The 23,877-nt window shown below is 58.7% G+C and carries 19 protein-coding genes and 3 rRNA genes; 13 read left to right on the top strand and 9 right to left on the bottom strand.

Annotated features, from left to right (window positions below; all coding sequences use genetic code 11):
- Window positions 1-206: 206 nt before the first annotated feature.
- Together ACWHRL_RS14875 and ilvN are read left to right on the top strand one after the other, a co-directional pair.
- Complete coding sequence (locus ACWHRL_RS14875; RefSeq protein ID WP_447894283.1) at window positions 207-1,931, top strand: acetolactate synthase 3 large subunit; 1,725 nt, start codon at window positions 207-209, stop codon at window positions 1,929-1,931.
- The gene (gene ilvN / locus ACWHRL_RS14870; protein ID WP_447529874.1) at window positions 1,931-2,422 is read left to right on the top strand and encodes an acetolactate synthase small subunit; all 492 of its coding nucleotides are present in this window, start codon (window positions 1,931-1,933) and stop codon (window positions 2,420-2,422) included. The genes ACWHRL_RS14875 and ilvN overlap by 1 nt, the downstream gene beginning before the upstream one ends.
- Before the next feature lie 163 nt (window positions 2,423-2,585).
- On the opposite strand, the gene ACWHRL_RS14865 is transcribed toward ilvN, so the two are convergent.
- Both ACWHRL_RS14865 and ACWHRL_RS14860 read right to left on the bottom strand, forming a co-directional pair.
- Complete coding sequence (locus ACWHRL_RS14865; protein WP_447894282.1) at window positions 2,586-2,990, bottom strand: hypothetical protein; 405 nt, start codon at window positions 2,988-2,990, stop codon at window positions 2,586-2,588.
- Window positions 2,991-3,197: 207 nt separating this feature from the next.
- Window positions 3,198-3,566, bottom strand: coding sequence for a hypothetical protein (locus tag ACWHRL_RS14860; RefSeq protein WP_447894281.1), 369 nt, complete (start codon window positions 3,564-3,566; stop codon window positions 3,198-3,200).
- 205 nt (window positions 3,567-3,771) lie between these two features.
- Here ACWHRL_RS14860 and ACWHRL_RS14855 point away from each other — a divergent pair, with 205 nt between their 5' ends.
- Complete coding sequence (locus tag ACWHRL_RS14855; RefSeq protein ID WP_447894280.1) at window positions 3,772-4,533, top strand: ankyrin repeat domain-containing protein; 762 nt, start codon at window positions 3,772-3,774, stop codon at window positions 4,531-4,533.
- 142 nt (window positions 4,534-4,675) lie between these two features.
- Here the strand turns inward: ACWHRL_RS14855 and ilvY are convergent, their stop codons facing one another.
- Window positions 4,676-5,563 carry an HTH-type transcriptional activator IlvY gene (gene ilvY / locus ACWHRL_RS14850; RefSeq protein WP_447894279.1) on the bottom strand — a complete coding sequence of 296 codons (888 nt, stop codon included), beginning with the start codon at window positions 5,561-5,563 and terminating at the stop codon, window positions 4,676-4,678.
- A gap of 197 nt (window positions 5,564-5,760) precedes the next feature.
- On the opposite strand from ilvY, the gene ilvC reads away from it, so the two are divergent.
- The 5 genes from ilvC (at window position 5,761) to rrf (ending at window position 13,239) form a co-directional block, all read left to right on the top strand.
- Window positions 5,761-6,777, top strand: a complete 1,017-nt coding sequence (gene ilvC, locus ACWHRL_RS14845; RefSeq protein ID WP_447529862.1) for a ketol-acid reductoisomerase — start codon at window positions 5,761-5,763, stop codon at window positions 6,775-6,777.
- A gap of 160 nt (window positions 6,778-6,937) precedes the next feature.
- Window positions 6,938-7,816, top strand: coding sequence for a CDP-diacylglycerol--serine O-phosphatidyltransferase (pssA, locus tag ACWHRL_RS14840; protein WP_447894278.1), 879 nt, complete (start codon window positions 6,938-6,940; stop codon window positions 7,814-7,816).
- A gap of 484 nt (window positions 7,817-8,300) precedes the next feature.
- A 16S ribosomal RNA gene (locus ACWHRL_RS14835) occupies window positions 8,301-9,834 on the top strand.
- 290 nt (window positions 9,835-10,124) lie between these two features.
- Window positions 10,125-13,017: ribosomal RNA gene (locus ACWHRL_RS14830) — 23S ribosomal RNA — on the top strand.
- 106 nt (window positions 13,018-13,123) lie between these two features.
- A 5S ribosomal RNA gene (rrf, locus tag ACWHRL_RS14825) occupies window positions 13,124-13,239 on the top strand.
- Together the 16S, 23S and 5S rRNA genes form the textbook arrangement of a ribosomal RNA operon.
- 772 nt (window positions 13,240-14,011) lie before the next feature.
- On the opposite strand, the gene hisC is transcribed toward rrf, so the two are convergent.
- Window positions 14,012-15,073: a histidinol-phosphate transaminase gene (gene hisC / locus ACWHRL_RS14820; RefSeq protein WP_447894277.1), complete on the bottom strand. Its 1,062-nt coding sequence runs from the start codon at window positions 15,071-15,073 to the stop codon at window positions 14,012-14,014.
- A 215-nt stretch (window positions 15,074-15,288) separates the two neighbouring features.
- Between hisC and ACWHRL_RS14815 the strand changes: the two genes are divergently transcribed.
- From ACWHRL_RS14815 to mnmH, 4 genes are all read left to right on the top strand, one after another.
- On the top strand, window positions 15,289-15,741 hold the full coding sequence (locus ACWHRL_RS14815) for a copper resistance protein NlpE N-terminal domain-containing protein (protein WP_447529859.1): 453 nt from the start codon (window positions 15,289-15,291) through the stop codon (window positions 15,739-15,741).
- A 113-nt stretch (window positions 15,742-15,854) separates the two neighbouring features.
- The gene (gene radA / locus ACWHRL_RS14810) at window positions 15,855-17,228 is read left to right on the top strand and encodes a DNA repair protein RadA (protein WP_447894276.1); all 1,374 of its coding nucleotides are present in this window, start codon (window positions 15,855-15,857) and stop codon (window positions 17,226-17,228) included.
- Window positions 17,229-17,359: 131 nt separating this feature from the next.
- Entirely contained in the window at window positions 17,360-18,397 is a 1,038-nt protein-coding gene (gene selD, locus ACWHRL_RS14805) for a selenide, water dikinase SelD (protein WP_447894275.1), read from the top strand.
- A complete protein-coding gene (mnmH, locus tag ACWHRL_RS14800; protein ID WP_447894274.1) occupies window positions 18,398-19,480 on the top strand; it encodes a tRNA 2-selenouridine(34) synthase MnmH in 1,083 nt (360 codons plus the stop codon).
- On the opposite strand, the gene ACWHRL_RS14795 is transcribed toward mnmH, so the two are convergent.
- On the bottom strand, window positions 19,477-20,166 hold the full coding sequence (locus tag ACWHRL_RS14795; protein WP_447894273.1) for a type 1 glutamine amidotransferase: 690 nt from the start codon (window positions 20,164-20,166) through the stop codon (window positions 19,477-19,479). The two genes, mnmH and ACWHRL_RS14795, sit on opposite strands and share 4 nt — an antisense overlap.
- Before the next feature lie 134 nt (window positions 20,167-20,300).
- Between ACWHRL_RS14795 and ACWHRL_RS14790 the strand changes: the two genes are divergently transcribed.
- Window positions 20,301-20,906 (top strand): YjaG family protein, encoded by a 606-nt coding sequence (locus ACWHRL_RS14790; protein WP_447529854.1) that lies wholly within the window; start codon window positions 20,301-20,303, stop codon window positions 20,904-20,906.
- Between the two features lie 68 nt (window positions 20,907-20,974).
- Here ACWHRL_RS14790 and hisF read toward each other — a convergent pair whose 3' ends face one another.
- From hisF to hisB, 4 genes are read right to left on the bottom strand one after another with little or no spacing between them, the layout of a single operon-like run.
- Complete coding sequence (hisF, locus tag ACWHRL_RS14785) at window positions 20,975-21,748, bottom strand: imidazole glycerol phosphate synthase subunit HisF (protein ID WP_447894272.1); 774 nt, start codon at window positions 21,746-21,748, stop codon at window positions 20,975-20,977.
- The gene (gene hisA / locus ACWHRL_RS14780; protein WP_447529852.1) at window positions 21,745-22,491 is read right to left on the bottom strand and encodes a 1-(5-phosphoribosyl)-5-[(5-phosphoribosylamino)methylideneamino]imidazole-4-carboxamide isomerase; all 747 of its coding nucleotides are present in this window, start codon (window positions 22,489-22,491) and stop codon (window positions 21,745-21,747) included. The genes hisF and hisA overlap by 4 nt, the downstream gene beginning before the upstream one ends.
- A gap of 11 nt (window positions 22,492-22,502) precedes the next feature.
- Entirely contained in the window at window positions 22,503-23,144 is a 642-nt protein-coding gene (gene hisH / locus ACWHRL_RS14775; protein WP_447529851.1) for an imidazole glycerol phosphate synthase subunit HisH, read from the bottom strand.
- Window positions 23,145-23,196: 52 nt separating this feature from the next.
- Window positions 23,197-23,790, bottom strand: coding sequence for an imidazoleglycerol-phosphate dehydratase HisB (hisB, locus tag ACWHRL_RS14770; RefSeq protein ID WP_447894271.1), 594 nt, complete (start codon window positions 23,788-23,790; stop codon window positions 23,197-23,199).
- Window positions 23,791-23,877: the final 87 nt, after the last annotated feature.

Below are 23,877 nucleotides of genomic sequence, written 5' to 3'. Positions count from 1 at the left end.
CGTGGTTTGGCCAACGCCCCGACGCGGCGAACCGCCGCGAGAGGAAGTAGCCTCGAAGGCCCGCTTCCGATGAGAGTGCAGGCCCTAACCGGGCCGTATGCCAGGGTTTGGCATCAGGTGTCGGCACCGCCGGCAGCGGCATACCGCCGCACTCGACACCGCAGCTATCTGCGGATCGCACTCGAGACCTTTAGGGGAGAATTACTGTGGAACTGCTTTCCGGCGCAGACATGATCGCCCGCTTCTTGAAAGACGAGGGCGTCGAATATATTTATGGGTACCCCGGCGGGGCGGCGCTGCATATCTACGATGCGCTTTTCCGCCAGGACGATGTCAAACATATCCTCGTTCGCCACGAACAGGCAGCGACCCACGCCGCCGATGGCTACGCACGCGCCTCCGGCAAGCCCGGCGTGGTGCTGGTGACCTCCGGGCCCGGGGCGACCAACGCCGTGACCGGCATCGCCACCGCCTACATGGACTCCATTCCCATGGTCGTTTTGTGCGGCCAGGTGGCGAGCCACTTGATTGGCGAAGACGCCTTCCAGGAAACCGATATCGTGGGCGTGACGCGCCCGATCGTGAAGCACAGCTTCTCGATCCGTCACCCCTCCGAGATTCCGGACGTGCTGAAAAAGGCGTTTTATCTTGCCTCGACCGGCCGCCCGGGCCCGGTCGTGGTCGATATTCCCAAGGATATGACCGCCCCGACCGAGCGCTACGAGTACACCTACCCGAAAAAGGTCAAGCTGCGCTCGTATAACCCGGTCAACCGCGGCCATACCGGCCAGATCAAAAAGGCCGTGGAGCTGATGCTCAAGGCCAAGCGCCCGGTTTTTTATACCGGCGGCGGCGTGGTGACGGGCAATGCCAGTGAAGGCCTGACCGACCTGGTCAAAAAGCTCGGCTTTCCGATCACCACCACCTTGATGGGCATTGGCGCCTACCCGCAAAGCGACAAGCAGTGCTTGGGGTGGCTGGGGATGCACGGCTCTTATGAGTCGAACATGGCCATGCACCACGCGGATCTGATCATCGCCATTGGTGCGCGTTTTGATGACCGGGTGACCAACAACACCTCCAAGTTCTGCCCCACGGCCAAGATCATTCATGTGGACGTGGACCCAAGCTCGATCTCCAAAACCGTGCGCGCGGACGTGCCGATCGTCGGCCCCGCGGCGGGCGTCATCAACGAGATGATCAGCCTGACCCAGGGCCGTACGGTGGAGCACGCCCAGGCGCTTAGCGAGTGGTGGGAGAAAATCGACGGCTGGCGCTTTGAGCGTGAAGGCAAGCTTTATGAGCCTTCCAAAACCGGTGAGGCGCTCAAGCCCCAGGAAGTGGTCGAGGCAGTGTGCCGTGTCACACGGGGTGAGGCGTTCGTCACCACCGACGTGGGCCAGCACCAGATGTTTGCCGCCCAGTACTACAAGTTCGACAAGCCCAACCGGCTGGTCACCTCTGGCGGCCTTGGCACCATGGGCTTTGGTTTTCCGGCGGCCATGGGCATCAAGAAGAGCTACCCGGATGACGACGTGGTGTGCATCACCGGCGAAGGAAGCTTCCAGATGATGATGCAGGAGCTCTCGACCTGTAAGCAGTACGGGGTGGGGGTCAAAATCGTCAATCTGAATAACCAGTCGCTGGGGATGGTGCGCCAATGGCAGGACTTGAACTACAAGTCGCGCCACGCCCACTCCTACATGGAGTCGCTACCGGATTTTCATCTGTTGATCGAGGCCTACGGCTTCACCGCGATCACCGTGACCACCATGGAGGAGCTCGAACCGGCGCTGGAGCGGGCCTTTGCCGACAAGCACGAGCTGGTGTTTTTGGATATCAAGGTCGACCCCTTCGAGCACGTCTATCCGATGCAGGTGCCCCTGGGCGCGATGCGCGACATGCTGCTGTCTAAAACGGAGCGTACCTGATGCGTCATATCATCTCGATTCTTCTGGAAAACGAACCGGGTGCGCTATCACGTGTGGTGGGCTTGTTTTCTCAGCGTAATTACAACATCGAAACCCTCAACGTGGCGCCCACCGAGGACCCGTCGCTCTCAAGGCTGACGGTCACGACGGTGGGCGACGACCGGGTGATCGAGCAGATCACCAAGCACCTCAACAAGCTGATTGACGTGGTCAAGCTGGTCGATTTGACCGAGGGCAACCACATCGAGCGCGAGCTGATGCTGGTGAAGGTCAAAGCGCTGGGCGCGGCCCGGGACGAAGTGAAGCGCACGGTGGATATCTTCCGCGCGCAGATCGTCGACGTCACCCCGAGTCTCTACACCGTGCAAATCACCGGCGACGCCGCCAAGCTGGACGCCTTCCTTCAGGCGATGGCGCCGGTCGGCATTCTCGAAGTAGGGCGCACCGGGGTCTCGGGTATTGCCCGGGGGGATAAGGTGCTGTCGCTTTAATCTGAGCGAAAGTACCCGCTGTCATTAGCGAAAAAACCGGTCAACGCCAGTTGACCGGTTTTTTTAATGAATGGGGTTAGTCAATCTCACCGACTACCCCATGGAAGGCCTCAGCGCGCAGCCGACGGTAGAACATACTGTGGTTGCGGTAGCCATATAAAAGCTACTCGTCTCCTTCAAAAGCCACACAGTCCTGATGATACTGGTCGGTAAAATCATCCACGGAAGAAAACATATTCAGGTCATAAGTAGACGCCTTGGCTAGGGCGAGATCATGAGAATAAGAATCACTCGTCTCCTTTTGTTTGGCTTTCTCTAATTCTTCTTCTTCAAAATCTCTGGATACAGTGCTGCCGGACAAGTGCTCTCGCATCAACATCCCAGCCACTGCAGCTGCCATTTCGCACGATTGGGGGCGAGAATAGGCATGTGAAGTTATTGTGGTGCCATTATAAGATTCGATAGTGTCGCTGGTACGTGCTCCAAAACTATCGAAGGTATCAGCTTGTACGACGCTACAGCTGAGCAGGAAAACGGCTGCTGTGGTAAGTAGTTGCTTATGGTGCATTCTGGTTGGCTCTTGGTTAGTCAAAGGTGTGGGGCTTGGCAACGCATAAAACATACCGAGGGGCGACGAGTGGTCAATGAGTTGAATGACCGACCAGAAAGCTCCTCGATTGGAAAGCATTGGCACAGGCGCTGGCTGATGATTCAGAAGCCCTGAATATCGCAGATGCTGCATTGATAGCTTGAATTGAGTATCAGAGGTCTGGAGCTATTTTTCCTCTAGACAGTCTTGATAGAATTGTTCTTTGAATTCTTCGGGGGAAGAGAATTGATCCAGGTCATACGAATAAGCTTTCACAATAGATAGCTCTATAGCGTTCAAATGATGGTTAGCCTCTGCTTCTTCTAGAGACGCATCCAGTTCATCACCTTCTAGGGTTTCCATCGCAGGATGGCCTCCCTTATGGATAGCTAGTATTTGTTCTGTGATTTCTGATGCCATTGCGCAGGAGTCTGTTTTATCGAGAGAACCTAGAGATTCTACCCGTGCTCCGTAACTGTTGTAGTAATCCGCGTGGGCGGTGCTGCTGGCAATCAATAGGGCGGCTGCTGTCATGAAGAGCGGTTTTTTATGCATCGGTTTTCTATCCTGGTTTTATCAAATTAAGTTAAAGTAGGGTCGCCTGAACGAAATGGTTAGTCAATAGTTTTGCCGATTAATGAGTGCTCAGGTGGTACAGGGCTCGAAAAGCAGTGGGGGAATGCTGCTGCTGTTAGTAACCATAGTGCCTGCGGCCTCGAATGATATCCGAACGATGGCCTGAATAATGAATGGAGATTTTATGCCGTTATTTAAAATGTGGACCGCAATTCTGTTGATGGCCATGGCACTGCCTGCATGTGTCAATTCGCCTTCCTATTCAACGGATCCGGGCTACTACTTTTCCGAACCTGCCCAGCGAGCATTGGCTGTCGCCGCCGGGCGGGGCGATATTGAGGCTATGCAACAAGCACTCGATCAGGGCGCCGACCCCAATACAGCGGGTGAAGATGCCATGACGCCGCTATTCTGGTCTGCTATGGATACCATGGGGGCCAATATCGATGGCTTTCGTTATTTGCTGGCGAACGGCGGAGACCCTAACCTGGTGGTCGTCGAAGAGAGTAAGCCCAGTAAAATTACCGCTCATTTAATCCACTTGGCTTTCACAAACCAAAATTCGGCTTTTCTTGAGGCGGCGCTAGAGGCTGGGTCAGACCCGAATACACTGGTCAATGTCGATGAAACATTGCTGTTTGAACGTCATACAGACGTATATATTGATCAAATTAGACTTTTAATTGAGCACGGTGCAGATGTGGACTTTAGAGGTGAGTTACAACGGACGCCATTAATGAACGCAATCTCCGGCAGTGAGTATAAAACCGCTCTAATGTTCATTGAGGCCGGCGCAGATCCTACCCTAACCAATGAAGTAACCGGTAGATCTGCACTTGATACAATTAAAAATTTTCATGATAGAGAGAGTCGGTATGGAGGGGCTGATTACGATCATCTGATTAATGCTTTAAAAGAAAAAAGCTATCTCGACGAATCCTTTTGAGCCTGAGTCCTTGCATGAAAAGGTCGTCGCAACAAGTCAAGTGCTTACAAAATTTATTCTAATAAGCACCGCTGGTACTGTTGTGTCTGACTGCGTTTGCTTTTATGTGCACGCAAGTAGCTGTTTGAGCCTTTCTCTTATTTCAGCGTTCGTTGATAGCGGTCCAAAAAGCATCGATCATCGGTGTTTTCAAGCGCCGGTTGAGCACGCAAAGGCCTACGTCGTAGTGGGGGAGCTCGGGTTTGACCGGCAGAACCTGCACGCGTCCGGCCAGCGGGCTGTTATCCAGCACGATTTTGGGCACTACTCCGACCCCAAAGCCCAGCGCCACCATGCTGACGATCGCTTCGTGCCCGGCCACCTGGGCGTAGATGCGTGGCGCCACGCCCATCGCCTTGAACCAGGTGTTGGCGTACTCCCGCGATAATCCGGCTTCCGAGAGAATCATCGGCACCTTTCGCCATTGCTCGGCGGTGGAGCTTGCCGGTGCTTGGGGCAGCCATGCGTAAGCGTGCATCGGTGCGATAAACAGCAGCGGCGAGCGGGTGAGGGATTTGAAGGTGAGGGCGCTTGGCGGGATGCGCGGGCGCGGGGTGATCGCCATGTCGTCCTGGCCTTCCAGCACGCGGGACATCGCCTCGGCCGGGTCGCCGGTGTGTAACTTGAGTTCGATACCGGGGTGGCGTTGGCGTACGTCGCTCAAAAGTTCGTACAGGAAGCTGTAGCTGGCGGTTACCGAGCAGTAAATACTGATTTCACCGAAAAGCTCCGTTGCTCCGGCGGCCAGGGTGCGCTTTTGAAGCTCCCACTGCTCGAGTGCTTCCCGGGCGTAGCGCTGAAATGCTTCCCCCTGGGGGGTAAGCGTCACATGGCGGTTGTCGCGCTCGAAAAGCCGCGCGCCCAATTCGCTTTCCAACTGCTGGATCGAACGGCTAAGCGTCGAGGGGCTTATGTGGCAAAGCTCGCTGGCGCGGCCGAAGTGCAGCGTATCCGAAAGCGCCAGGGCGTGTTTAAACAGGCGGAAGTCCATCGCAGTCTCTGTGTTTCACTATTTGAAATAGTATCTTGCAAATATAGCGTTTTACGCAACGATTGGCGCGGCGTAGAGTTAACTCATCGCCACATACCGACGCCGCACCACGGCTCGGTTGGCCAGCAACGCTGAAGCCGTTTCGCATAAACGGTTTAAAAAAGACACGATTCGATAACGACTTTTAGGAGACCACCATGCGCGTTTTTTACGATAAAGATTGCGACCTTTCCCTGATCCAGGCCAAGAAGGTCACCATCGTGGGTTACGGCTCCCAGGGGCACGCCCACGCCAACAACCTGAAAGAGTCCGGTGTCGATGTCACTGTGGCGCTGCGCCAGGGGTCTTCCTCTGCTTCCAAGGCCGAAGCGGCGGGTCTTAACGTGGCAAGCGTTGCCGATGCGTGCAAAACCGCCGACGTGGTGATGCTGCTCGCCCCGGACGAGAATCAGAAAGCGATCTACGAGCAGGAAGTCGAGCCGAACCTGAAGGAGGGCGCGACGTTGGCGTTTGCCCACGGCTTCAACATTCACTACAACCAGATCGAGCCGCGCCAGGACCTGGACGTGATCATGATCGCGCCGAAAGCGCCGGGCCACACCGTGCGTTCCGAGTTCGTCAAAGGCGGCGGCATCCCGGATCTAATCGCCATTCACCAGGATGCATCCGGCAACGCCAAGGAACTCGCGCTCTCTTACGCCGCGGGCGTGGGCGGTGGTCGCAGCGGTATCATCGAAACTACCTTTAAAGATGAAACCGAAACCGATTTGTTCGGCGAGCAGGCAGTCCTTTGCGGTGGCGCGGTCGAGCTTGTGAAAGCGGGCTTCGAAACGTTGACCGAAGCGGGCTACGCGCCGGAAATGGCCTACTTCGAGTGCCTGCACGAGCTCAAGCTGATCGTCGACTTGATGTATGAAGGCGGCATCGCCAACATGAACTACTCGATCTCCAACAATGCGGAGTACGGCGAGTACGTGACCGGCACCGAAGTGATCAACGAACAGTCTCGTGAGGCGATGCGCAATGCGCTCAAGCGCATTCAGACTGGCGAGTATGCCAAGATGTTCATCAGCGAAGGTACTTCCAACTACCCCTCGATGACCGCGCGCCGTCGTCTGAACGCCGAGCACGAAATCGAGCAGGTCGGTGCCAAACTGCGCGGCATGATGCCGTGGATCGCGGCCAACCAGCTGGTCGACAAGAGCAAAAACTGATTCGATACCTGTATCGTCGAGTTGGTTGCTATTAAAGAAGGGCGCGTTTATCGCGCCCTTTTTGCGTTGGGTGCCGGGTGCCAATAGCGGTAGCCGTTGGCCGGGTAGCGTGTAGAATGAAAACCTGCCTATACATGACTTCACATTAGGGATGACGCTTATGACTCAGGATGCTCGCGACCAAGAGCCAGGACATACTCCGCCGCCTTATAATCCAGAGAAGGACAGCGAGTCGGTCAGCAACGAAGATCTCGCCACGGCATTTTTGCGCGAAACCGAGGTCGTCGAAGAAGCCGTCGAAGACGGTCAGAAGATCCGCCGCAAAGGCATTTACCTGCTGCCCAACCTGTTTACGACCTCCGCGCTCTTCTCCGGCTTTTTTGCGGTGGTCGCCGGTATCAACGGTGATTTTAGCGCGGCGGCGGTGGCTATCTTCATCGCCATGGTGCTCGACGGCCTCGATGGCCGCGTGGCGCGCATGACCAATACGCAAAGCGCCTTCGGCGCCGAGTATGACAGTCTGGCCGACATGATCTCCTTTGGCATGGCCCCGGCATTGGTGGCGTTTAGCTGGATTCTTCAGGATATCGGCAAGACCGGCTGGGTCGTCGCCTTCTTGTACGTTGCCTGTGCCGCGCTCAGATTGGCGCGCTTCAACGTGCAGATCGGCAGTACCGACAAGAAGTGGTTCATCGGCTTGCCAAGCCCTTCCGCCGCCGCACTGGTTGCCGCCAGCGTATGGACCTTCCACAGCTTCGATGCCGATGCCTTTGGCTTCAAACTTTTAATGCTGGTCGTGGTGGGCGCGGCAGGCGTGTTGATGGTGAGCAACATTCGCTACTACAGTTTCAAGGAGCTCGACTTCAAAAAGCCGGTGCCTTTTGTCGTACTGCTGGCCGTCGTGCTCGGTTTTGTCATGATCTCGGTCGAACCACCGGTCATGCTATTACTACTGTTTGGCGCGTATGTGCTCTCGGGCCCGGTTTACGCGGTCGTGCGTAAGGCTAAAAGCAAGGGCGAGCAGGGCGGTGCCCGCTAAAGGTTACGCTGGCGTGACGCTTATGTGTTTTTTTAATAAAGCTTTTTCAAAAAGCCCTTGCACTCCCGGCAGTGAATCCGTAAAGTACGCATCCGCTGCCGGGGACGCAAGGCGTTGCCAGCGGTAGATGAGAGTGAAAACTCTCGGTTTGTCAGGAAGTTAGCGGTTTTTTGTTCGCTCGCTTCACTCGCCAAAATCGGCGGTTGACAAACTTCAGGAAATGCGTAGAATACGCCTTCCTCGCTACGGCAGCCGGCTCAGGTCATCGAGTCAAGTATTAGTCGAAGCGAAACCGCTCTTTAACAATTTGATCAGGTAATTCATGTGGGCGTTTGCCGATGAGGGTGACAAGTCACCAAACATCAAGGCAAGCGCACAAGAAGAATTTTCGAATTCTTCAAATTCGTTTGAACCTTGAGCCAGGATTGATTCGCCTCTGCGTCACGTCTTCGTATGTGGGGCAGGCAAGAATCACAATGATTTTAAACTGAAGAGTTTGATCATGGCTCAGATTGAACGCTGGCGGCAGGCTTAACACATGCAAGTCGAGCGGTAACAGGTCCAGCTTGCTGGACGCTGACGAGCGGCGGACGGGTGAGTAATGCATAGGAATCTACCCGGTAGTGGGGGATAACCTGGGGAAACCCAGGCTAATACCGCATACGTCCTACGGGAGAAAGGGGGCCTCTGGCTCCCGCTATCGGATGAGCCTATGTCGGATTAGCTGGTTGGTGAGGTAACGGCTCACCAAGGCAACGATCCGTAGCTGGTCTGAGAGGATGATCAGCCACATCGGGACTGAGACACGGCCCGAACTCCTACGGGAGGCAGCAGTGGGGAATATTGGACAATGGGCGCAAGCCTGATCCAGCCATGCCGCGTGTGTGAAGAAGGCTTTCGGGTTGTAAAGCACTTTCAGCGAGGAAGAACGCCTGGCGGTTAATACCCGCCAGGAAAGACATCACTCGCAGAAGAAGCACCGGCTAACTCCGTGCCAGCAGCCGCGGTAATACGGAGGGTGCAAGCGTTAATCGGAATTACTGGGCGTAAAGCGCGCGTAGGTGGCATGACAAGCCGGTTGTGAAAGCCCCGGGCTCAACCTGGGAACGGCATCCGGAACTGTCACGCTAGAGTGCAGGAGAGGAAGGTGGAATTCCCGGTGTAGCGGTGAAATGCGTAGAGATCGGGAGGAATACCAGTGGCGAAGGCGGCCTTCTGGACTGACACTGACACTGAGGTGCGAAAGCGTGGGTAGCAAACAGGATTAGATACCCTGGTAGTCCACGCCGTAAACGATGTCGACCAGCCGTTGGGTGCCTTGTGCACTTTGTGGCGAAGTTAACGCGATAAGTCGACCGCCTGGGGAGTACGGCCGCAAGGTTAAAACTCAAATGAATTGACGGGGGCCCGCACAAGCGGTGGAGCATGTGGTTTAATTCGATGCAACGCGAAGAACCTTACCTACCCTTGACATCCTGCGAACCCGGGAGAGATCCCGGGGTGTCTTCGGAAACGCAGAGACAGGTGCTGCATGGCTGTCGTCAGCTCGTGTTGTGAAATGTTGGGTTAAGTCCCGTAACGAGCGCAACCCTTGTCCCTATTTGCCAGCACGTAATGGTGGGAACTCTAGGGAGACTGCCGGTGACAAACCGGAGGAAGGTGGGGACGACGTCAAGTCATCATGGCCCTTACGGGTAGGGCTACACACGTGCTACAATGGCCGGTACAAAGGGCTGCGAACTCGCGAGAGTAAGCGAATCCCAGAAAGCCGGTCTCAGTCCGGATCGGAGTCTGCAACTCGACTCCGTGAAGTCGGAATCGCTAGTAATCGTGGATCAGAATGCCACGGTGAATACGTTCCCGGGCCTTGTACACACCGCCCGTCACACCATGGGAGTGGACTGCACCAGAAGTGGTTAGCCTAACTTTGGAGGGCGATCACCACGGTGTGGTTCATGACTGGGGTGAAGTCGTAACAAGGTAGCCGTAGGGGAACCTGCGGCTGGATCACCTCCTTAAACGATGCGTCACTCTCCCGGCAAGCGCTCACAATGAATTACCTGATCAAGTAGCTGTTGAATGAGCAGTGATAAGTCAATCGCCTTCGGCGATGCCTTATCACTGCTTATGGCAGTCGCTCTTTAACAATGTATATCATGCTGACAGTATCGAATGACGATATGAAGACAAGTGCCTTTAGGGTGGCTGTGTTTATAGCGTGATCTCGATACGCAATTGTTTTGTGATACGTTTCAAGCGTATCCGGCAATCGTTGTCATTGCGGGATCCAGACTCCTTCGGGTTATAGGGTCAAGCAATGAAGCGCACACGGTGGATGCCTAGGCAGTCAGAGGCGATGAAAGACGTTGTAGCCTGCGATAAGGTTCGGTGAGGTGGCAAACAACCTGCGACCCGGACATCTCTGAATGGGGAAACCCACTGACCACAAGGTCAGTATCGTATCCTGAATACATAGGGATACGAGGCGAACCGGGGGAACTGAAACATCTAAGTACCCCGAGGAAAAGAAATCAACCGAGATTCCCCCAGTAGCGGCGAGCGAACGGGGACCAGCCCTTAAGCATGTGAATGGCTAGACGAACGGATTGGGAAGTCCGGCCGTAGCGGGTGATAGCCCCGTAGTCGAAAGTCTGATCATGTGAAATCGAGTAGGTCGGGGCACGAGAAACCCTGATTGAAGACGGGGGGACCATCCTCCAAGGCTAAATACTCCTGACTGACCGATAGTGAACCAGTACCGTGAGGGAAAGGCGAAAAGAACCCCGGCGAGGGGAGTGAAATAGATCCTGAAACCGTGTGCGTACAAGCAGTAGGAGCCCACTTGTTGGGTGACTGCGTACCTTTTGTATAATGGGTCAGCGACTTATATTCAGTGGCGAGCTTAACCGATAGGGGAGGCGTAGCGAAAGCGAGTCTTAACTGGGCGACCAGTCGCTGGATATAGACCCGAAACCGGGCGATCTATCCATGAGCAGGGTGAAGGTTGAGTAACATCAACTGGAGGCCCGAACCAGGATCTGTTGAAAAAGATTTGGATGACTTGTGGATCGGAGTGAAAGGCTAATCAAGCCCGGAGATAGCTGGTTCTCCTCGAAAGCTATTTAGGTAGCGCCTCACGTATCACCACCGGGGGTAGAGCACTGTTTCGGCTAGGGGGCCATCCCGGCTTACCAACCCGAGGCAAACTCCGAATACCGGTGAGTGCAGCGTGGGAGACACACGGCGGGTGCTAACGTCCGTCGTGAAAAGGGCAACAACCCGGACCGTCAGCTAAGGTCCCCAAATCCTGGTTAAGTGGGAAACGATGTGGGAAGGCTCAGACAGCTAGGAGGTTGGCTTAGAAGCAGCCATCCTTTAAAGAAAGCGTAATAGCTCACTAGTCGAGTCGGCCTGCGCGGAAGATGTAACGGGGCTCAAACCAGGTACCGAAGCTACGGGTTCATCCTTAGGGATGAGCGGTAGAGGAGCGTCGTGTAAGCCGATGAAGGTGGATCGAGAGGTCTGCTGGAGGTATCACGAGTGCGAATGCTGACATGAGTAACGATAAGGGGAGTGAAAAACTCCCCCGCCGGAAGACCAAGGTTTTCTGTTCGATGCTAATCAGAGCAGAGTGAGTCGGCCCCTAAGGCGAGGCCGAAAGGCGTAGTCGATGGGAAACGGGTCAATATTCCCGTACCGGATGTCATTGCGATGGGGGGACGAAGAAGGCTAGGTGAGCCAGGCGTTGGTTGTCCTGGTGAAAGCGAGTAGGCCTGGGTCTCAGGTAAATCCGGGACCCTTTAAAGCCGAGACGCGAGACGAACGGATTACGATCCGGAAGTCACTGATGCCACGCTTCCAGGAAAAGCCTCTAAGCTTCAGATGACATGCGACCGTACCCCAAACCGACACAGGTGGTCAGGGTGAGAATCCCAAGGCGCTTGAGAGAACTCGGGTGAAGGAACTAGGCAAAATGGTGCCGTAACTTCGGGAGAAGGCACGCCGGATTAGGGTGAGAGGACTTGCTCCTTCAGCCCGAACCGGTCGAAGATACCAGGTGGCTGCAACTGTTTAGTAAAAACACAGCACTCTGCTAACGCGCAAGCGGACGTATAGGGTGTGACGCCTGCCCGGTGCCGGAAGGTTAAGTGATGGTGTTAGCCCTCTGGGCGAAGCTCTTGATCGAAGCCCCGGTAAACGGCGGCCGTAACTATAACGGTCCTAAGGTAGCGAAATTCCTTGTCGGGTAAGTTCCGACCTGCACGAATGGCGTAATGATGGCCACGCTGTCTCCACCCGAGACTCAGTGAAATTGAAATCGCCGTGAAGATGCGGTGTACCCGCGGCTAGACGGAAAGACCCCGTGAACCTTTACTATAGCTTCACACTGGATACTGATGTTGCCTGTGTAGGATAGCTGGGAGGCTTTGAACTCCGGACGCCAGTTCGGAGGGAGCCAACCTTGAAATACCAGCCTGGCATCATTGGTGTTCTCACTCGGGTCCGTTATCCGGATCGAGGACAGTGTGTGGTGGGTAGTTTGACTGGGGCGGTCTCCTCCCAAAGAGTAACGGAGGAGCACGAAGGTACCCTCAGCACGGTCGGACATCGTGCAATGAGTGCAAGAGCATAAGGGTGCTTGACTGCGAGACAGACACGTCGAGCAGGTGCGAAAGCAGGTTCTAGTGATCCGGTGGTTCTGTATGGAAGGGCCATCGCTCAACGGATAAAAGGTACTCCGGGGATAACAGGCTGATACCGCCCAAGAGTTCACATCGACGGCGGTGTTTGGCACCTCGATGTCGGCTCATCACATCCTGGGGCTGAAGTCGGTCCCAAGGGTATGGCTGTTCGCCATTTAAAGTGGTACGCGAGCTGGGTTTAGAACGTCGTGAGACAGTTCGGTCCCTATCTGCCGTGGGCGTTGGATGTTTGAGAAGGGCTGCTCCTAGTACGAGAGGACCGGAGTGGACGCACCTCTGGTGTTCCGGTTGTCACGCCAGTGGCATTGCCGGGTAGCTATGTGCGGACGGGATAACCGCTGAAAGCATCTAAGCGGGAAGCCCCCTTCAAGATGAGACATCCCCGAGGCCTCGAGCCTCCTGAAGGGCCCAGCGAGACCAGCTGGTTGATAGGCACGGTGTGGACGCGCTGCAAGGCGTTGAGCTAACGTGTACTAATGGCCCGTGAGGCTTGACCCTATAACACCCAAGGGGTCTGGTCCTGTAGTGACAACGACGCTCGACAGAGCACCGGATACATTGAGACGATCACAAGACAGTCAGCCGATATACATTGAAAGTTACGCCTGACGACCATGGCTTGCGTGAACCACCCGATCCCTTGCCGAACTCGGAAGTGAAACCGCAACGCGCCGATGGTAGTGTGGGGTCTCCCCATGCGAGAGTAGGTTATCGTCAGGCACCTCTTCGAAAAAGCCCCGAGCACTTTGTGTTCGGGGCTTTTTTATGCGCGCAGGAAAAGGTCCGGGCACTGGCAGGGGGCGCAAAAAGTATCAGTGCCTCCATGCCCTTGTAGGAGCCCAATTCATTGGGCGATGGCGGCGCCCGCCGCCCGGGGTTGGATTTGCCACCGTGCCTGCCGTCCACCCAAGCGGCGCGGTGCGCCGCATCGCTGGCTAAAGCCTGCTCCTACAAGAACAGGGGCACAACAGGGTATCGGTACCACCGCGCCCCTGCAGGAGCCCGATTCATCGGTGGTCCGACACCTCGGCGATGGTGGCGCCCAGCCGCCCGGGGTGGAATCCGCCACCGTGCCCGCCGCCCACCCAAGCGGCGCGGTGCGCCGCATCGCTGGCTAAAGCCTGCTCCTACAAGAACGGGGGCACAACAGGGTATCGGTACCTCCGCGCCCCTGTAGGAGCCCAATTTTATTGGGCGATGGCGGCGTCCGCCGCCCGGGGTCGAATTCGCCACTGTGCCGGCCGCCCACCCCGGCAGCGCGTTGCGCCGCATCGCGGGCTGAAGCCTGCTCCTACAAAAACGGGGGGCACACAAGGGCCTCGGTGTCACCGCGCCCTTGTAGGAGCCCGATTCATTGGTGGTCCGACACCTCGGCGATGGCGGCGTCAGCCGCCCGGGGTTGGATTCGCCACCGTGCCGGCCGTCCACCCCGGCGGCGCGGTGCGCCGCATCGCTGGCTGAAGCCTGCTCCTACAAAAGCATAAAGTGGCCCTTAATGGCAGATGCTTTCCAGTGCTTCCATCAGGCTGTCCATTTCGTCGTCGGTGCCGATGGTGATGCGCAGGAAGTTGGCGAGCGTGTCGGTATCGAAGTGGCGTACCAGAATGCCGCGTTCGCGCAGGGCGGCGAAAAGCTGGGCGCCTTCGAATGCCGGGTGCTGGGTGAGTACGAAATTCGCCTTGGAGGGCAGCACTTCAAAGCCGAGCGCCTCTAAACGGCCGCGAGTGCGCTCGCGGGTTGCGATCACATGGTTGCGGCAGGCGTCGAAATGCGCCTGGTCTTTTAACGCCTCGATACCGACCAGGCTTGCCAGGCTGTCCACCGGGAAGGAGTTGAACGAGTCCTTGACGCGCTGCAGGCCGTCGATCAGCTCGGCTGAGCCGATGGCGTAGCCCAAACGTAGCCCGGCCAGGCTGCGCGATTTGGAGAACGTGCCAGTCACCAGCAGGTTCGGATAGCGCTTGGTCAGCGCGACCGCGCTCTCGGCGCCGAAATCGACGTAGGCTTCGTCGATCAGCACTACCCGGTCCGGCACGCGCTGCAAAAGCGCCTCGATGGCATCGAGGGAGTGAGCGTGGCCGGTCGGCGCGTTGGGGTTGGCCAGAATCACGCCGCTGCGCTCGGTGTTTGCGCTCAGGGCGTCAAGGTCGACCTCCCACTTGGCATCGAGCGCGTGTTGGCGAAGTTCGATACCGTACAAGTTGGCGTAAACCGGGTAGAAGCTGTAGGTGATCGCCGGCGCATCGAGCGGCGCCCCGTGGCAGAAAAACGCCTTGAAAGCGAAGGCCAGCACTTCATCGGAGCCGTTGCCGACAAAGGTGTTGGTAATATCGACGGCCATGGTGTCGGCAAGCGTTTGGCGAAGCGCGCGGGAGGTAGGGTCCGGGTATAACCGCAGATGATCCGTTGCGTAGCTCCCCAGTGCCTGCCCCACGCCCGGCGCCGGGGGGTAAGGGTTTTCATTGGTGTTGAGCTTGATAAGGCGCTCAACGGGCTGCTCGCCGGGCACATACGGGGTGAGTGACCGAACGGCGGGGCTCCAGAATTGGCTCATTAGAGGTAACCTGATTATCCTTGCAAGGAGCATCATGGTGGCCCGGCGCTCGACCCAGCGCAAGTTCTACCGGCCGCGACGTCCTGCGCCTTGGCTGCGTTGCGGTGCCCTTGTGCGATTCCAAGGTGTCGGGGCTGGGCGTTGCACCTTGTAGCGGTTATGCTGTCACAAGCGCACGAAAGAAATGTATGTCCAACACGATAAGGAGACACCCAATGCAATTCAGGAGTTTGCTAGCCGGTTCGGCTATGTTGGCACTGTTGGCAGGCTGCGCATCTGGCCAGACCGATCAGAGTGAACAGGCACCGGCGATGAGCGCGTCCCAGGCGAACTATCAGGGCACGCTGCCTTGCCGCAACTGTGACGGCATCGATCTGGATGTCACGTTGGAAGGTGAAGAGAGCAGTGCCGCGCAGGAGCGTACGTTCGCGCTGCAGGCAAGCTATCGTAATCATCCCCAAACGCCGCCGGACGAAAACTACACCGGTAACTGGGAAGTGCTGACCGGTACGCCTTCTGATTCGAACGCGACCGTGTACGAACTCACGCCCAATGGCGATGGCCAGATCTACTACTTCCAGAAGATTAGCGAGCAAACCCTCGAACTGATCGACCCGGAACGCCGCCGCTTTGAAAACGGCGAGATGCTGCAGCTTCAGCGCCAGTAAGCGCGCAGGAACTGCACATTGTTCGATAGACAAAGGCGGCCGCGAGCCGCCTTTTGTGTTTTTGCCAGGCGTTGGTTAGGCCATGGTAGACAGTGAGACAGGAGCGAAACGGCGTGGCAAAAGCAAAGAGCGCCTTTGTGTGTACCGAATGCGGTGCCGAGTACCGTAAGTGGCAAGGGCAGTGCTCGAGTTGCAACGAATGGAATACGCTAAGCGAGGTCCGCCTGGCAAGCGCCCGGCCCGGTAGCGGCGCCCCCGCTCAAGGGCGCGGCGGCTACGCGGGGGATCTTTCCCGGGACGTGGTCGACTTGAGCAATGTCGATTTAAGCGAAGTGCCCAGGCTCAGCTCGACCTTCGGCGAGTTCGACCGCGTGCTGGGCGGCGGGCTGGTTCCGGGCTCCGCGGTGCTGCTAGGCGGCAACCCCGGCGCGGGTAAGTCGACCCTTTTACTGCAAACCGCCTGCAAGCTCGCCCAGCAGCGGCGTATCATGTACGTGACCGGTGAGGAGTCGCTCTCCCAGGTCGCCATGCGCGCCCACCGCCTACAGTTACCGACCAGCGGGCTCAAGATGCTGGCCGAAACCAGCGTCGAGACGATATTAGCGGTCGCCGAGCGCGAAAAGCCCGAAATACTGGTGATCGACTCGATCCAGACCATGCACCTGGAAGACATCAGCTCTGCGCCTGGCGGGGTCGCCCAGGTGCGCGAATCGTCGGCGGCGCTGACCCGTTTTGCCAAGCAGAGCAATACGGTGTTATTGCTGGTCGGCCACGTCACCAAGGATGGCACCCTGGCCGGGCCCAAGGTGCTCGAGCACATGATCGACGCCTCATTGCTTTTGGAAGGCGGCGCCGACTCGCGGTTTAGAACCTTGCGCGGCCAAAAAAACCGCTTCGGCGCGGTGAACGAGCTGGGTGTCTTCGCCATGCTGGAACAGGGCATGAAAGAGGTCAAAAACCCCAGTGCCATTTTCCTCTCCCGCCCGGAAGAGCAGTCGCCGGGTAGCCTGGTCATGGTGGTGTGGGAAGGTACGCGGCCGATTCTGGTCGAGGTGCAGGCGTTGGTGGATGAATCGGCGCTGGGCAACCCACGGCGCGTCGCGGTAGGCGTGGATCAAAACCGCCTGGCGATGCTGCTGGCCGTACTCAACCGCCACGGTGGGCTTTTCACCGGCGACCAGGACGTCTTCTTGAACGTAGTGGGCGGTGTCAAAGTGCTGGAGACCAGCGCCGATTTAGCGGTGCTGTTGGCGGTGGTGTCGAGCCTGCAAAACCGAGCGCTTGCCAAGGAGCTGGTGGTGTTTGGCGAGGTGGGGCTTTCCGGCGAGATCCGCCCGGTGCCCAGCGGCCAGGAGCGCATTGTCGAGGCGGCCAAGCACGGCTTTTTGCGCGCTATCGTGCCGCGGGCCAACGCCCCGAAGCAGCCACCCAAGGGTATGGAAGTCATCCCCGTCGATAAACTAAGCGATGCGCTGGAAGCGCTTTAAGCTGTACTACGCTTTTAGACACGAAGCTTTCAGATACGACGCTTTTAACAGCGGCCTGTCGTCATCAATGCAAAACGACGGGCCAATACCAATAACGACGCACCAATGGATTTTTTTCAAGGAGCGATACGATGAGTTCGATTCGACTAACCCAATATAGCCACGGCGCCGGTTGCGGCTGCAAAATCGCTCCGGACGTGCTGGACAGCATTCTAGCCAAAGCGGGGCCGGCCGCGGGGCACAAGCAGTTGATCGTCGGCAATCAGGGCCGGGAAGACGCCGCCGTGTATGACCTGGGTGACGGCCGCGGCATGGTCTCGACGACCGACTTTTTCATGCCGATTGTCGATGACCCCTTCGATTTCGGCCGTATTGCCGCGACCAACGCCATTAGCGACATTTACGCCATGGGCGCCACGCCGGTCATGGCGCTGAGCATTCTGGGCTGGCCGGTGGACAAGCTCGCCCCGGAGATCGCCGGCGACGTTATCGCCGGCGCCCAGGGCGTGTGCCGCGAGCTTGGTGTAGCGCTGGCCGGCGGGCACTCCATCGATGCGCCGGAGCCGATATTTGGCCTGGCGGTCAACGGCCTGGTCCAGCTCGACCAGCTCAAGCTCAACAGCAGTGCCAAACCCGGCGACCTGCTCTATTTGACCAAGCCTTTGGGCGTGGGGCTTTTGACCACGGCGGAGAAGCGCGGTCTGTTGGAAGACGGCCACCACGGCCTTGCCCGTGAAACCATGCTGAAATCCAACCGCATCGGTATCGAACTTGCCAGGGTCAAAGGCCTCAACGCCATGACCGATGTGACCGGCTTCGGCCTGGCCGGCCACCTGAGCGAGATTTGCAGCGCCAGCAACGTGATGGCCCAGGTCGATTTTCGCCGCCTGCCGCGGCTTTCCGAGGCCGAAGCCTACCGGCGCCAGGGCGCGGTGCCCGGTGGCACGCTGCGTAACCGCGACGCCCTGGGTAACCAACTGCCCGCCATGGACGAAGCCCACTGGCAGTGGCTTTGCGACCCGCAGACCTCCGGTGGCCTTTTGCTCAGCGTCGACCCCGCCTGGCAGGATGATGTCGAGCGCGTTGGCCGCGAGCACGGCCTGAACCTGCAGCCCTTCGGTACACTGAAGGCGCGCGCAGGCGACGCGCTGATCGAAGTGGTTGGGTAAATGACCACCGACCTACCCGCTACGACCGCGCTAATTGGCAAGGGCGCGCCGCTGATCGATGTGCGCGCGCCGGTGGAGTTCGCCCAGGGCGGCCTGCCCGGCGCGGTCAACCTGCCGCTAATGGTGGACGAAGAACGCCACCAGGTAGGCATCGCTTACAAGGAGCACGGCCAGCAAGCCGCGATCGCACTGGGCGAGCGCCTGGTCAGCGGCGACGTTAAAAAGGCGCGCATCGAGGCCTGGCGTGGGTATCTCGAGCGCCACCCCGAGGCGGTGCTTTACTGCTTTCGTGGCGGCCTGCGCTCACAGATCGCTCAGCAGTGGCTTGCGGAGGCGGGCATCGATGTGCCGCGCATTCAAGGCGGCTGGAAAGCCATGCGCCGCGCGCTCTATGAGCGTATCGACCAGGCCGCCGAGCAGCCGATGCTGGTCGTATCGGGGCTGACTGGCTCGGCCAAAACGGTGCTGGTCAACCAGCTGCAAAACGGCATCGATTTGGAAGCCTGCGCCAATCACAAGGGCTCGGCGTTTGGTCGCCAACCCGATGAACCGGCCACTCAGATCGATTTCGAGCACGCCCTGGCCCGGCAGCTGTTGGGTCAAAACGCCAAGCTGGTCATGGAAGACGAGTCACGCCAGATCGGCAGTGCCAATATTCCGCTCACCTTTTGGCAGGCGCTCGAGAAGGCGCCGCGCATTCGCGTCGAGATGCCGCTGGACTGGCGCCTGGAGCAGCTTCGTTATGACTATATCGAAGCGCTGGAGGCGGCTTACGCGGCGCGCTTTGGCCCCGAGCAGGGCTGGGAGCGCATGAAGGAGCAGCTCTCCAACAGCCTCAAACGCTTAGCCAAGCGGCTGGGCAACGCCCGGCTGCAGCGCCTTCAACGGCTGCAGGCCTTGGCGTTTAGCGCTCACGCCCAGGGCAACGTGCAGGCCCACGAAGCCTGGCTTGGGCCACTTTTGACCGAATATTATGACCCGTTATACCGCTACCACCTGGAGCGGCGCCAGAACGCTCCGGCACCGCTGCACGTAGGCGATTGGGATAGCTGCCTGGAAGCTGCCCGAGCGTGGAGCGCCTAGGCGCGCGCTAACCACTGCAGCATCACCCGGTCCAAAAGCGGGGCCAGGGCGTGAAAGCGCCCGGGGTTCTCCACCATGGCCTGCTCGCTTTGTAGGTAGCGATCGAGCGCCTGAGTGCCGGGCGTGGCTGGCGGGTGTTCGAACAACCCGGCCACGCTCTGCGCAGTCGCCTCGAGGTGGCACATCAGGCCGACCACCCGCCCGCCGTCCCAGGCAAAGCCCTGAAGTGGGGCGGCTTCGCTTCCACCTAACGGCAAAGCGTCCTCGGGCAGGCTAAACACGTAGCGGTGCCACATGAACGCCTCGAAGCGCCCCGGCAAATCGAACGGGCTATCTGGCGCAAGCGTCACCGTGTGCCAGCCGGTTTCCGGGTAGGTACCCGGTGCGATCACCGCGTCCAGGGCCTCGGCGATCCAAAGCGCCCCCAGGCCGATACCCAGTACCGGGCGCTGGCCGTCCAGATAGCGGTTGAGAAGCTTTTTTTCCGCCTTGAACCAGGCGGGGGGATCCTTGGCCAGCGTCTCCGGGCCATCGAGTACGATGAGCGCGTCGCACTCGCCGTGGCGCGGGGTGAGCTCGCCTTCGAACAGGCGGAACACGGTGTAGCTGTGGCCCATGCTCTCGAGCCAGTCGGTAAGACGCGCGGGGCCGTGGTCAGGGCCGTGCTGTAGCAGATGAATATGCATGGTAATCTCCTCGCCGGCCGTCGTTCACTGCGAAAATATCGCTTGGGTGTGCGACGATAGCGTATCGCCCTGTTTTCACCAATACCGTTTTCACCAATACCGTTTTCACCAATATAAAGGCTCAGGAAATCAACATGGTGGCCAAACCTCTTGGATTTTATCAAAAGCTGCAAACGCTTTCGCTGACGGCCCAGCAAGCCTTTATGGCGGCCCTTTGTGAGCGGCTGATCCCCAACTACGCGCTTTACGAGCAGACCACCGGTCACGGCGATAGCCATACACTTAAAACCGTGTTGAGCCTGGTATGGGAGCGGCTCACGGTGCCCAACGCCAGCATCGATTTTGCCCGCCAGGCAGAGAAGCTGGCCGAGTGTGAACCGCCCGCCGAGGACGACAGTTTCGGCGCCCGCCGGGCGCTGGATGCAGTGGTGTCCGTCACCTCGCTGCTGGATACGCTGCAGGGGGAAGCCGGCGAGGCGGTGCTGGACGTGAGCCGCACCTCTCGGGCCGGCGTACGCGCCTTCATCGAACTCACCGAAGGGGAAGAGGATGCCCAGAAGCTTGCGCTGATCATTCGCGATCACCCGCTAATGGAAGACGAAAACGACTTTCAGGACGCGGTGCTGGAAGCGGTGAGTGCGCCCCTCGATAAGGCCGCGTTAAAAGAAGTACGCGTGCTTGGCCGCAACGGCGGCATCAGCAACCTGGGGCTAAGCCTTGATGAGGACGACGACGCTTAAAGCACGCTTTTGAGCGCCTGGATGACCCGGCAGGCCTGGCCGTGCCGGGTGAACCCACGGGGCCTGGGTTACAGGCGCATCTCGATGCCGCGCTCAGCCATGAAGCGCTTGGCTTCGGGAATCGTGTACTCGCTGAAGTGAAAGATGCTGGCCGCCAGCACCGCGTCGGCACCGCCTTTCAATACGCCGTCGACCAGGTGCTCCAGGGTGCCCACGCCGCCCGAGGCGATCACCGGTACGCTCACCGCCTCGGAAATGGCGTGGGTCACGCCCAGATCGAAGCCGCTTTTGGTGCCGTCACGGTCCATGCTGGTCAGCAGTAGCTCGCCGGCACCCAGTTCGACCATCTTCTTCGCCCACTCGACGGCGTCCAGCCCGGTTGGTTTGCGCCCGCCATGGGTGAAGATTTCCCAGCGCGGCGTTTCGCCCTCCTTGGAGACCCTCTTGGCGTCGATCGCCACCACGATGCACTGGCTGCCAAAGCGCTCGGCGGCCTCGAAAACGAAATCCGGATTGGTTACCGCGGCGGTGTTGATCGACACCTTGTCGGCGCCGGCGTTGAGCATGGTGCGAATGTCGTCGCAGGTGCGGATACCACCGCCCACCGTGAGCGGAATGAATACTTCGCCGGCGATACGCGACACCATGTCTACCGTGGTCGCGCGCTCGTCGGAGCTTGCGGTGATATCCAAAAAGGTGATCTCGTCGGCGCCCTGCTGGTTATAGCGCTTGGCGATCTCCACCGGGTCGCCGGCATCGCGAATGCCCACGAAATTGACGCCCTTGACCACGCGGCCCGCGTCGACATCCAGGCAAGGGATGATCCGCTTGGCCAGGCTCATACCTTGCCCCCGGTCAGCTCGTCGCTCAGGCGCTGGGCCTCACGTACGTCCAGGCTTCCTTCATAAATGGCGCGGCCGGTAATGGCGCCCAGAATACCGCTATCCGCTACGCCGCAAAGCGCCTGGATGTCGTCGAGGTTGGTCACCCCGCCGGAGGCGATGACCGGAAGGCCGCCTTCACGGGCAAGCTCGGCGGTGGCCTCGATATTGACGCCTTGCATCATGCCATCCCGGGCGATGTCGGTGTAGACGATGCTCGAAACGCCGTCATTGGCGAAGCGCTTGGCAAGTTCGGTCGCCTTGATGGTGGAGACCTCCGCCCAGCCGTCTGTGGCCACGAAGCCATCTTTTGCGTCCAGGCCAACGATGATCTTGCCGGGGAAGGCGCGGCACATTTCGCCGACGAATGCTGGCTCCTTCACCGCTTTGGTACCGATGATCACGTAGGAAACGCCGGCGCTCAGGTAGTGCTCGATGGTTTCCGCGCTGCGGATACCGCCGCCGATCTGAATGGGGAGATTCGGGTAGGCGCGGGCGATGGCGGTGACCGCCTCTCCGTTGACCGGCTTGCCTTCGAAGGCGCCGTTCAAATCGACCAGGTGTAGGCGGCGCGCGCCAGCTTCGACCCAGCGGGCGGCCATGGCGACCGGGTCATCGCCGTAGGAGGTGGCATCCTCCATACGGCCCTGCTTCAAGCGCACGCACTGGCCGTCTTTGAGATCAATCGCGGGAATAACTAGCATGGTAAATCCTCTCAGGGCGTCCAGGTAACGAAGTTTTCAAGCAGGCGAAGACCCGCGCGTGCGCTTTTTTCCGGGTGAAACTGCACGGCGAACGTGGCGTCGCGGCCAATGGCCACGTGGGCTTTCACCTTGCCGTACTGGGTCGTGCCCAACACGTGGGCATCCTGGCTGGCGTTGACGTAGTAGCCGTGGACGAAATAGAAGCGCTCGTCGTTTTCGATACCCGCCCACAGCGGGTGGTCGTGGTGCTGGGTGAGGCGGTTCCAACCCATGTGCGGCACCTTCAGGCGCTGGTCGTGCTCGTCGCGCATGTCCGGGGGGAAACGGTCGACGCTGCCCTGAAAAAAGCCCAGGCAGTCCACGCCGCCGTTCTCTTCGCTTTTCTCCATCAGCATTTGCTGGCCTACGCAAATGCCCAAAAGCGGCTTGGCCTGGCGGGTCAGAATATCGTCGACCAAACCGCGAAGCTCGGTACGTTCGAGTTCGCCAATGCAATCGCGAATTGCGCCCTGGCCTGGCAGCACCACGCGGGTGGCGCCCAGAATACGGCGGGCATCCCGGGTGATGATGACGTTTTCGTGTGTGACGTGTTCAAGCGCCTTGGCCACGGAATGCAGGTTGCCCATTCCATAATCGATAACGGCAATGGTCATTACGCGCTCCTTTTAGTGGTTAGCGAAGTCGACCGGCAGGCAGCCTTCGACATTAAAGCGTTCCCTTGGTCGAGGGCATCTGTCCGGCCATTCGCGCGTCTTCGGCCAGCGCCATGCGTAGCGCCCGGCCAAAGGCCTTGAAAATGGTTTCTGCCTGGTGGTGGGCGTTGTCTCCCTTGAGGTTGTCGATATGCAGCGTCACGCGGGCGTGGCTGACGAACCCCTGGAAAAACTCGCTGAAAAGCTGGGTGTCCATTCGCCCGATGGTAGCGCGGGTGAAGGCGGCGTTCATGAATAGCCCCGGCCGGCCGGAGAAATCCACCACCACGCGGGAAAGCGCTTCATCCAACGGCACGTAAGCGTGGCCGTAGCGGTAGATGCCGCGCTTGTCGCCCACGGCTTCATTGAACGCCTGGCCCAGGGTGATGCCTAAATCCTCGACCGTATGGTGGTCGTCGATGTGCAGGTCGCCGGTCACGTCGAGCTCGATATCGATCATCCCGTGCCGCGCGACCTGGTCCAGCATGTGATCAAGAAACGCCACGCCGGATTCACCTTTTAGATGGCCCTGGCCGTCCAGATTGATCGTGACGGTGATCTGCGTTTCGTTGGTGTCACGGCTGATCGTGGCAATTCGCGCTGACATGTTGCATCTCCTGCGCTTACGCGCATAGTGGGGCGGCGGGCATGGGCTTCGGTAACCCCCGGGGCTTGGACATAATAGCGAGCCAAA

Source organism: Vreelandella sp. GE22 (assembly GCF_968212445.1).
The sequence above is the reverse complement of the archived record's forward strand: the minus strand, read 5'-3'. Positions and strand labels throughout refer to the sequence as shown.

What these genes read in the sequence shown, in the direction of transcription:
- selD (WP_447894275.1), top strand. Translation starts at nt 17,360, where the DNA reads ATGAGTTCGATTCGACTAACCCAATATAGCCACGGCGCCGGTTGCGGC.
- ACWHRL_RS14860 (WP_447894281.1), bottom strand. Translation starts at nt 3,566, where the DNA reads ATGCATAAAAAACCGCTCTTCATGACAGCAGCCGCCCTATTGATTGCC.
- pssA (WP_447894278.1), top strand. Translation starts at nt 6,938, where the DNA reads ATGACTCAGGATGCTCGCGACCAAGAGCCAGGACATACTCCGCCGCCT.
- hisH (WP_447529851.1), bottom strand. Translation starts at nt 23,144, where the DNA reads ATGACCATTGCCGTTATCGATTATGGAATGGGCAACCTGCATTCCGTG.
- ACWHRL_RS14790 (WP_447529854.1), top strand. Translation starts at nt 20,301, where the DNA reads ATGGTGGCCAAACCTCTTGGATTTTATCAAAAGCTGCAAACGCTTTCG.
- hisB (WP_447894271.1), bottom strand. Translation starts at nt 23,790, where the DNA reads ATGTCAGCGCGAATTGCCACGATCAGCCGTGACACCAACGAAACGCAG.
- ilvC (WP_447529862.1), top strand. Translation starts at nt 5,761, where the DNA reads ATGCGCGTTTTTTACGATAAAGATTGCGACCTTTCCCTGATCCAGGCC.
- ACWHRL_RS14855 (WP_447894280.1), top strand. Translation starts at nt 3,772, where the DNA reads ATGCCGTTATTTAAAATGTGGACCGCAATTCTGTTGATGGCCATGGCA.
- mnmH (WP_447894274.1), top strand. Translation starts at nt 18,398, where the DNA reads ATGACCACCGACCTACCCGCTACGACCGCGCTAATTGGCAAGGGCGCG.
- hisA (WP_447529852.1), bottom strand. Translation starts at nt 22,491, where the DNA reads ATGCTAGTTATTCCCGCGATTGATCTCAAAGACGGCCAGTGCGTGCGC.
- ACWHRL_RS14865 (WP_447894282.1), bottom strand. Translation starts at nt 2,990, where the DNA reads ATGCACCATAAGCAACTACTTACCACAGCAGCCGTTTTCCTGCTCAGC.
- ACWHRL_RS14815 (WP_447529859.1), top strand. Translation starts at nt 15,289, where the DNA reads ATGCAATTCAGGAGTTTGCTAGCCGGTTCGGCTATGTTGGCACTGTTG.
- hisF (WP_447894272.1), bottom strand. Translation starts at nt 21,748, where the DNA reads ATGAGCCTGGCCAAGCGGATCATCCCTTGCCTGGATGTCGACGCGGGC.
- ilvY (WP_447894279.1), bottom strand. Translation starts at nt 5,563, where the DNA reads ATGGACTTCCGCCTGTTTAAACACGCCCTGGCGCTTTCGGATACGCTG.
- ACWHRL_RS14795 (WP_447894273.1), bottom strand. Translation starts at nt 20,166, where the DNA reads ATGCATATTCATCTGCTACAGCACGGCCCTGACCACGGCCCCGCGCGT.
- ilvN (WP_447529874.1), top strand. Translation starts at nt 1,931, where the DNA reads ATGCGTCATATCATCTCGATTCTTCTGGAAAACGAACCGGGTGCGCTA.
- hisC (WP_447894277.1), bottom strand. Translation starts at nt 15,073, where the DNA reads ATGAGCCAATTCTGGAGCCCCGCCGTTCGGTCACTCACCCCGTATGTG.